Origin of the sequence: Synechococcus sp. GFB01 (genome assembly GCF_001039265.1) — a bacterium.
In the GTDB taxonomy this organism is placed as follows: domain Bacteria; phylum Cyanobacteriota; class Cyanobacteriia; order PCC-6307; family Cyanobiaceae; genus NIES-981.
In genome coordinates this window covers 1-8015 of record NZ_LFEK01000119.1, presented here as the reverse complement: position 1 = coordinate 8015, position 8015 = coordinate 1, and the positions used below count along the sequence as shown (strand labels likewise).

Genomic DNA, 8015 nt, shown 5'->3' with positions numbered 1-8015 from the left:
CCCCCGAGAGCGCTGCCGCTGAGCTGGAGTCCCTCCCGGCTGTCGCGCCGAGCGAAGCGGCCCCGTCCCGCCGCGCCGAGCCGGAGCTGGTGGCCGTGCCCATGGACGACCTGCAGGAGCAGGTCTATGGCTGGATGGGTTTCAGCCCATCATTGCTGCTGACCGAGCCTCCCAGCGGCGACAACGTGATCGTGCGTGTGGTGCGTCCGGGTCAGGACGCCGAGGCGGTGCTGGAGGAGGCGCGTCAGCAGATGGCTTCCAGCGGCACGCGCCGTCGTCGTCGTGGTGGCCGTGGCAACGGGAACGGGCCTGGCACCCAGGCTCCGACCGATGACGGCCCGCTCACCTCCGAGGCGTCCCCGGCTCCCGTGGAGATCACGCCGCTGCCGCAGCTCGAGCCCGAGCCGGTGGTCACCGTGATCGTGCCCAGCAGCATCCCGGCCGAGGTCCCAGTCGAGGTCCCTGCTGCTGCCGCTGCCGTGGAGCCGGAGATCGAGGAGCCCCGTCGCCGACGTCGCCGTTCCTCCGCCCCGACAGGCTGAGCGTGGATCCCTGGCAGGGCCGAGATCCTGCCCGCTGCGCCGGTGTGGATGAGGTGGGCCGTGGCTGCCTGTTCGGCCCGGTCTTCGCCGCGGCGGTGGTGCTGCCATCCGCCGCCCTGGATCCCCTCGCGGCTGCGGGCCTCACCGACAGCAAGCAGCTCACGGCCCGCCGCCGGGCGGCCCTGGTGCCGCAGATCCAGCAGGCCGCCAGCGCCTGGGCCCTGGGTCAGGCCTCGGCGGCGGAAATTGACAGGCTCGGCATCCGCACGGCCACCGAACGGGCCATGCACCGCGCTCTGCAGAAGCTGCCTGGCGCGCCCGAGCTGGTGATCGTGGATGGTGTGCTGCCGCTGCGCTGCTGGACCGGCGAGCAGGTCACGCTCGTGGCGGGCGACAGCGCCTGCCCGGCGATCGCCGCCGCCAGCGTGCTGGCCAAGCAGGCCCGCGATCGGCTGATCAGGGACCTGGCCGGACACTTCCCCGGCTACGGCCTGGAGCGCCACGCCNGCTACGGCACGGCGCAGCACCGCCAGGCCCTGCTCACGCTGGGCCCCACGCCCTTGCACCGGCGCNAGTTTTCTGGGCCGGTTGCTCGGCTGAGCAGGCTNGGTGAGTCGAGGNTCCGGGCTCAGGTCGCTGCCTGCTCGGCGCACCACTGCCGGAAGTCACCCACCAGCTGCTGTCCCACCCGGCCCTTGATGCCCAGCAGGATGCCGGCCAGCAGCGAGCGGCCGGTGGCTTCCAGCACGCCGCTGGGGATCAGCCGGAGAAGCGGGGGCTGGCTCACGCTCACCGCCAGGGTGGCCTCGCCCTCCAGTCCCTCGGGGCGGGCCTCCAACCAGGAGTGCAGGGTCAGCTGGAAGTCGTCCACCAGACCGAGACCCTCCAGCTCGCAGTCGACCGCCTCCAGGACCAGCCGCCCCGGTGAGGCCTGGGTGAAGAGCTGAACCACCGGATGGATCTGCAGCTGAAACATCTGCAGGTGGGTCACGGCGTAGCGGTAGCGGCTGGGCCCGAGGCTGCTGAGCTGGGCCGGATCGAGCAGGGCCTTCACCACCCGATCCTCCTCCCTCAGGTAGGAGGCCAGCCGTTCGGGCTGCTCCCGCACCGGAAGTTGCAGTTGCTGACTGGCGCTGAAGGCCAGGGGCATGGCCTGGAGGCCGACAGGGCATGATCCTATCGGCCGTCTCCGGCCCTGATCCCTTGCTGGCGGCACCGATGCGTCTGGCCTTTCTCGGCCCGGTGGGCACCTATGGCGAGCAGGCCGCCCGGGAGCTTGCCGAGCTCGAGGGTTTCACAGGCGTCGATCTGGTGCCCCAGCTTGGCATCCGCGCCGTTGTGCAGGCTCTGGCCCAGGGGCTGTGCGAGGCGGCGGTGGTGCCGGTGGAGAACTCCGTGGAGGGCGGTGTCACCGCCTGCCTCGATGCCCTGTGGGAGCATCCCGATCTCACGATCAGCCGTGCCCTGGTGCTGCCGATTCGCCATGCGCTGCTCGGCAGCGGCCCGATCGAGGGGGTGAGCGAAGTGCTCTCCCACCCCCAGGCTCTGGCGCAGTGCAGCCAGTGGCTCAGCGAGCACCTTCCCAATGCCCTGCAACTGCCCACCAGTTCCACGGCCGATGCGGCCCGCATGGTGGCCGGCAGCCGTTTCCGCGCCGCCGTGGCCTCCCTGCAGGCCGCAGAGGAGCATGGTCTCGAGGTGCTGGCCTATCCGATCAACGACGTGGCGGGCAACTGCACCCGCTTTCTGCTGCTGCGTCGCGCTCCCCGCGGTGAGCAGGGGTCGATCGCCAGCCTGGCCTTCTCGCTCCACTCCAACCAGCCCGGCGCCCTGCTGGAGGCCCTGGCCTGCTTCGCCCGCAGGGGCCTCAACATGAGCCGCATCGAATCGCGACCCTCCAAGCGGGAGATGGGCGAGTATCTCTTCTTCGTGGACCTGGAGCTGCCTGCCGGCAGCCCCGCCCTCGATGAGGTGCTGGCCGACCTGACTCCCCTCTGTGAGCATCTGCACCTCTTCGGTGCCTACCCGCTCACGAACCGGGCCTGACGCCTCGAAACACGCCGAACTGCATCAGGCCGGTTCGGAACGCCCAGTGCATCAGCAGGATCGTGGGTGTTTCGCGCAGGCCCTGCGCCACCCCCTGCGCTCCCAGCCCGAGNCACCGACCACGGGCGCCGGATGCCCTCCAGGATCGAATCGAGCCAGGAGGGCAGGGTCTGAAGGGTCCAGTCGGCGGTCTCCACCCGCAGANCGCCCGCCCACTCACTGGTCTCGAGATGGCGCTGCAGCGAGCGGATGCTGGCGAANTTCCGGGTGAGCCCAGTTGTCCAGCAAGCGGCGCATCACCCAGCGCTCCAGGCGGCTGAGTTCCCCGTCGNNGGGTCCCGCCGGTTCCAGTCGGCCACCGCCAGCCTGCCGCCTGGCTTCAGCACCCGCAGCAGCTCATCGGCGTAGCGCTGCTTGTCGGGCATGTGGGGTGAGGCTTCCACGCTCCACACCGCATCGAAGCCGGCTTCGGGCAGATCCAGGGCCAGCGCGTCCATCACGGCGAACCGGCAGCTCAGCCCCTCCGGAGTGAGCGCCCGGGCCCTTGCGATCTGAGCTTCGCTGATGCTGATGCCCAGCACGTCGAAGCCGTAATCGCGAGCGAGGATGAGGGCACTGCCGCCGATGCCGCAGCCCACATCCAGCAGCCGCGAGCCCGGCGGCAGCTGATCCAGGCCGCTCCAGGCCACCAGCCGGTGCACGAACTCCTCCTTGGCGCGGCGGAAGTCCACCGAGCCGGGGCGGCCCGGGGGATCGCCGTAGTGCCCCAGATGGATGTGATCTCCCCAGAGCCGCTCCAGGAGCTGCTCCTGGGTCCAGCGGTCGTAGGCGGCTGCCACCGTGGCGGGACTCGCATAGCGCCGGCTGGGCCAGCGGATCGGGCTCATGGCGCAGGCTCGCTCGAGGGGGGAGGCTATTGGGGTTGGAAGGTGTCCTTGAGGACCGTGCGAGCAGCCAGCTGGCGGCGGGTGTGGTCGAGCAGCTCGTACTCCTGGCGCAACCGTTGCTCCGTGTCGGTCAGTTCCAGGAGCCGCTGCTGATGATCGGCCACCGGCCCGCCGAGATGGGCACCGATCCAGAACGACAGCTCGCGCGGCAGGTCGGGCAGGTCTCCGGGCAGGTGGGCAGGCTTGCCGATCAGCTTGCCGGTGAGCTCCACCACGTCCCGCAGAGCGGTGCGCACCTCGCCGGCGAGCTCGGTGAGCGCCTCGGCGTCGCTGTTGGGCTCATCCTCGACCCAGCTCACCAGGCCGACCCGGAACGGCGCCTCGCGCACGATGTCGAGCACGCGGAAGCGTTGCTGACCCATCGTGACGATGTTGCTGCGATCGTCATCCTGGGTCTGGCAGTGGATGATCTCCGCGCAGCAACCCACATCGGCCATGCGTTGCTGCTGGGGATCCCAGCGCACCACGCCGAAGCGACGGTCCTCGTCCATCACCGTGCGCAGCAGCATCCTGTAGCGCGGCTCGAAGATGTGCAGCGGCAGCACTTCCTGAGGGAAGAGCACCACATCCGGCAGGGGAAACAGGGGCAGCTCCCGAACGGCCAGTTCACCCATGGCTTGATCAGGAGAGGTGCTCAGATCCTAGAAAGGCTGCCCCCGCGGCGCCGGGTTGGATCAGAGCTTCACCTCGATGTCCACGCCGCTGGGCAGATCGAGCTTCATCAGCGCATCGATCGTCTTGGCCGACGGGCTGTAGATGTCGATGATGCGGCGGTGGGTGCGGGTCTCGAAGTGCTCGCGGGAGTCCTTGTCGACATGGGGCGAGCGCAGCACGCAGTAGATCTTGCGCTTGGTGGGCAGGGGGATCGGGCCGATCGCGGTGGCAGCGGTGTGGTCGGCCGTCTCGATGATTTTCTCGCAGGACAGATCCAGCATGCGGCGGTCGAACGCCTTGAGGCGGATGCGGATCTTCTGCTGGGCGATGGCGGTGGACATGGGAGCGGATGGGCGCAGGCCCTGAGGGTGGTGGAGCGGCGCCTGACGGGCCGTCGGTTGTCGAGGTTCTGGAGCTGCGGATGATGAGGGGGCGGGGCCGAAGCCCCACCCCCGCAACCTAGATCAAGGCGAGATCCGGGGAGGGATCACTCGATGATCTTGGACACCACGCCGGCACCGATGGTGCGGCCGCCTTCGCGGATGGCGAAGCGCATGCCCTGTTCGATGGCCACGGGGCAGATCAGCTCACCGGTCATCTTGATGCGGTCGCCCGGCATCACCATCTCCACGTTGGCGCCGTCGTCGGAGGTGAAGGCGGTGATCTGGCCGGTCACATCCGTGGTGCGGATGTAGAACTGCGGGCGGTAGCCGGCGAAGAAGGGGGTGTGACGACCGCCTTCCTCCTTCTTGAGCACGTACACCTCACCCTCGAACTTGGTGTGGGGGGTGATCGAGCCGGGTTTCACGAGCACCATGCCGCGCTCGATGTCCTCCTTCTGGATGCCGCGCAGTAGCAGACCCACGTTGTCGCCGGCCATGCCCTCGTCGAGCAGCTTGCGGAACATCTCAACCCCGGTGACGGTGGTCTTGCGGGTGTCCTTGATGCCGACGATCTCGATCTCCTCGCCCACTTTGACCTTGCCGCGCTCGATCCGGCCGGTGGCAACGGTGCCGCGACCGGTGATCGAGAACACATCCTCAACGGCCATCAGGAAGGGCTTGTCGACCTCGCGCTCGGGCTCGGGGATGGAGCTGTCGACGGCATCCATCAGCTCCTCGATCTTGGCCTCCCACTCGGGGTCGCCCTCGAGAGCCTTCAGGCCGGACACCTTCACCACGGGGATGTCATCACCGGGGAAGTCGTAGCTGGAGAGCAGCTCGCGCACTTCGAGTTCGACCAGTTCGAGGATCTCCTCGTCGTCGACCATGTCGCACTTGTTGAGGGCAACCACCAGGGCGGGCACACCCACCTGCTTGGCCAGCAGGATGTGCTCCTTGGTCTGGGCCATCGGGCCGTCGGTGGCGGCCACGACCAGGATGGCGCCATCCATCTGGGCGGCACCGGTGATCATGTTCTTCACGTAGTCCGCGTGGCCGGGACAGTCCACGTGGGCGTAGTGGCGCTTGTCGGTCTCGTACTCAACGTGGGCGGTGTTGATGGTGATGCCGCGCTCACGCTCTTCGGGAGCACCGTCGATCTGGTCGTAGGCCTGGGCTTTCGCCATACCCTTCTTGGCCAGCACGTTGGTGATGGCGGCGGTGAGGGTGGTCTTGCCGTGGTCAACGTGGCCGATTGTGCCGATGTTGACGTGGGGCTTGTTCCTTTCGAACTTCTCGCGAGCCATGGATGGAAAGAATCGGGGGTTGGATGGGTATGGGAAAGATCAGGATTTGCCCTGATTCTTGGAGATGATGGCCTCGGCCACGTTGCGAGGAACTTCCTCGTAGTGGCTGAATTCCATCGAGAAGATACCCCGACCCTGGGTCATGGATCGGAGCTGGGTGGCGTAGCCGAACATCTCGGCCAGAGGCACCTTGGCCTGGACCTTGGAGGTTCCGTCGTCGACGGACTGACCCTCCACCTGGCCACGGCGGGAGGAGAGGTCGCCGATGATCGAGCCGAGGAAATCCTCGGGAATCTCGACCTCCACCTTCATCATGGGCTCAAGCAGCACAGGATTGCACTTCTTGACGCCGTCCTTGAAGGCCATGGAGCCGGCGATCTTGAACGCCATCTCCGAGGAGTCGACGTCGTGATACGAACCGTCGACCATGGTGACCTTCACATCGATCATCGGGTAACCCGCGATCACGCCGGATTCGCAGGTCTCCTTCATGCCGGCTTCTGCCGGACCGATGTACTCCTTGGGAACGACACCGCCAACGATCTTGTTGACGAATTCGAACCCTGAACCCGGTTCGCCGGGCTCCATCTCGATCACCACGTGGCCGTACTGGCCCTTGCCGCCCGTCTGGCGGGCGAACTTGCCTTCGCCCTTGGCGCTGCCGCGAATGGTCTCCCGGTAGGACACCTGAGGAGCGCCGATGTTGGCCTCCACCTTGAACTCACGCAGCATGCGATCCACCAGGATTTCCAGGTGGAGTTCGCCCATTCCGGCGATCACCGTCTGATTGGTTTCGGGATCGGTGGAGACCCGGAAGGTGGGGTCTTCCTCGGAAAGGGAGGTGAGGGCCTTGGAAAGCTTCTCCATGTCGCCCTTGGTCTTGGGCTCCACGGCCACCGAGATCACGGGTTCTGGGATGTAGAGCGATTCCAGGATGATCGGATCGCTGTCGGTGCAGAGGGTGTCACCGGTGGTGGTGTCCTTCAGGCCGAGCACGGCGCCCAGATCGCCGGCGCGCAGTTCATCCACTTCTTCCCGTTCGTCGGCCTTGAGCACGATCAGGCGGGAGATGCGTTCCTTCTTGTCCTTGGTGGAGTTGAGCACGTAGCTGCCCTTCTGCAGCACCCCGGAATAGATGCGCACGAAGGTGAGCTTGCCGAAGGGGTCGGCCATCACCTTGAAGGCCAGAGCGCTGAACGGAGCGCTGTCGTCGGAGGGACGCAGGGCTTCGCTGCCGTCGGGAAGAACACCCTGAATGGGTGGGATATCCACGGGAGCGGGCAGGTAATCCACCACCGCGTCGAGCAGCAGCTGCACGCCCTTGTTCTTGAAGGCGGAGCCGCAGAGCATCGGCACCAGACCATGCTTGAGCACGCCTTCGCGAATGCCCTGACGCAGCTGGGCCTCGCTGAGCTCACCCTTGTCGAGGAATTCCTCGATCAGAGCCTCATCGGTTTCGGCGACCGCCTCCATCAGCACCGCGCGCCACTCCTCCACCTGGTCGGCCATGGCGGCAGGCACATCGGTCTCCTCGATGTCCTTGNCCAGATCATCCTTGTAGATGAAGGCGCGGTTCTTCACCAGATCCACAATGCCGCTCAGTTCGCCTTCAGCGCCGATGGGCAGCTGGATCGGCACAGCCTTGGCCTTGAGGCGATCCTTGATCTGGCCGTACACCTTCAGGAAATCGGCCCCGGTGCGGTCCATCTTGTTGACGAACACCATGCGGGGCACGTTGTAGCGATCCGCCTGGCGCCACACCGTTTCCGACTGGGGCTGAACGCCGCCCACGGCACAGAACACCGCGATCACGCCATCCAGCACCCGCATCGAGCGCTCCACCTCGATGGTGAAGTCGACGTGGCCTGGGGTGTCGATGATGTTGATGCGGTGATCCTTCCAGCTGGTGGAGATGGCGGCCGCGGTGATGGTGATGCCGCGCTCGCGCTCCTGCTCCATCCAGTCGGTGACGGCGGCACCATCGTGCACCTCACCCATTTTGTGCACCACACCCGAATAGAAGAGGATGCGTTCGGTGGTGGTGGTTTTGCCCGCGTCGATGTGAGCGGCGATGCCGATATTCCTGACGCGTTCCAGTGGAAAGGCGCGGGCCACAGGGAATCTCTCCGAAGGGTCTAC

At 66.8% G+C, this 8015-nt stretch carries 6 protein-coding genes and 3 pseudogenes; 3 read left to right on the top strand and 6 right to left on the bottom strand.

The window, feature by feature from the left end; translation table 11 throughout:
* Positions 1-542 (top strand): annotated as a pseudogene (locus SYNGFB01_RS14730) (ribonuclease E); the annotation flags it as partial.
* A pseudogene (locus tag SYNGFB01_RS13450) lies at positions 539-1120 on the top strand (ribonuclease HII); the annotation flags it as partial. The pseudogenes SYNGFB01_RS14730 and SYNGFB01_RS13450, both read left to right, overlap by 4 nt.
* Positions 1121-1170: 50 nt before the next feature.
* Here SYNGFB01_RS13450 and SYNGFB01_RS11600 read toward each other — a convergent pair.
* Positions 1171-1692 (bottom strand): DUF1997 domain-containing protein, encoded by a 522-nt coding sequence (locus SYNGFB01_RS11600; protein WP_048018161.1) that lies wholly within the window; start codon positions 1690-1692, stop codon positions 1171-1173.
* Positions 1693-1760: 68 nt separating this feature from the next.
* Here SYNGFB01_RS11600 and pheA point away from each other — a divergent pair, with 68 nt between their 5' ends.
* Positions 1761-2588 carry a prephenate dehydratase gene (gene pheA, locus SYNGFB01_RS11595; RefSeq protein WP_048018164.1) on the top strand — a complete coding sequence of 276 codons (828 nt, stop codon included), beginning with the start codon at positions 1761-1763 and terminating at the stop codon, positions 2586-2588.
* Here pheA and SYNGFB01_RS11590 read toward each other — a convergent pair.
* From SYNGFB01_RS11590 to fusA, 5 genes and pseudogenes are all read right to left on the bottom strand, one after another.
* A pseudogene (locus SYNGFB01_RS11590) lies at positions 2572-3475 on the bottom strand (methyltransferase domain-containing protein). The gene pheA and the pseudogene SYNGFB01_RS11590 overlap by 17 nt on opposite strands.
* 26 nt (positions 3476-3501) lie before the next feature.
* Positions 3502-4149: an LON peptidase substrate-binding domain-containing protein gene (locus SYNGFB01_RS11585; protein ID WP_048018160.1), complete on the bottom strand. Its 648-nt coding sequence runs from the start codon at positions 4147-4149 to the stop codon at positions 3502-3504.
* A gap of 60 nt (positions 4150-4209) precedes the next feature.
* A complete protein-coding gene (gene rpsJ / locus SYNGFB01_RS11580) occupies positions 4210-4530 on the bottom strand; it encodes a 30S ribosomal protein S10 (protein WP_006910513.1) in 321 nt (106 codons plus the stop codon).
* A 146-nt stretch (positions 4531-4676) separates the two neighbouring features.
* Positions 4677-5876 (bottom strand): elongation factor Tu, encoded by a 1200-nt coding sequence (gene tuf, locus SYNGFB01_RS11575; protein WP_048018159.1) that lies wholly within the window; start codon positions 5874-5876, stop codon positions 4677-4679.
* 39 nt (positions 5877-5915) lie between these two features.
* On the bottom strand, positions 5916-7991 hold the full coding sequence (gene fusA / locus SYNGFB01_RS11570) for an elongation factor G (protein WP_048018158.1): 2076 nt from the start codon (positions 7989-7991) through the stop codon (positions 5916-5918).
* Between the last annotated feature and the right edge of the window lie 24 nt (positions 7992-8015).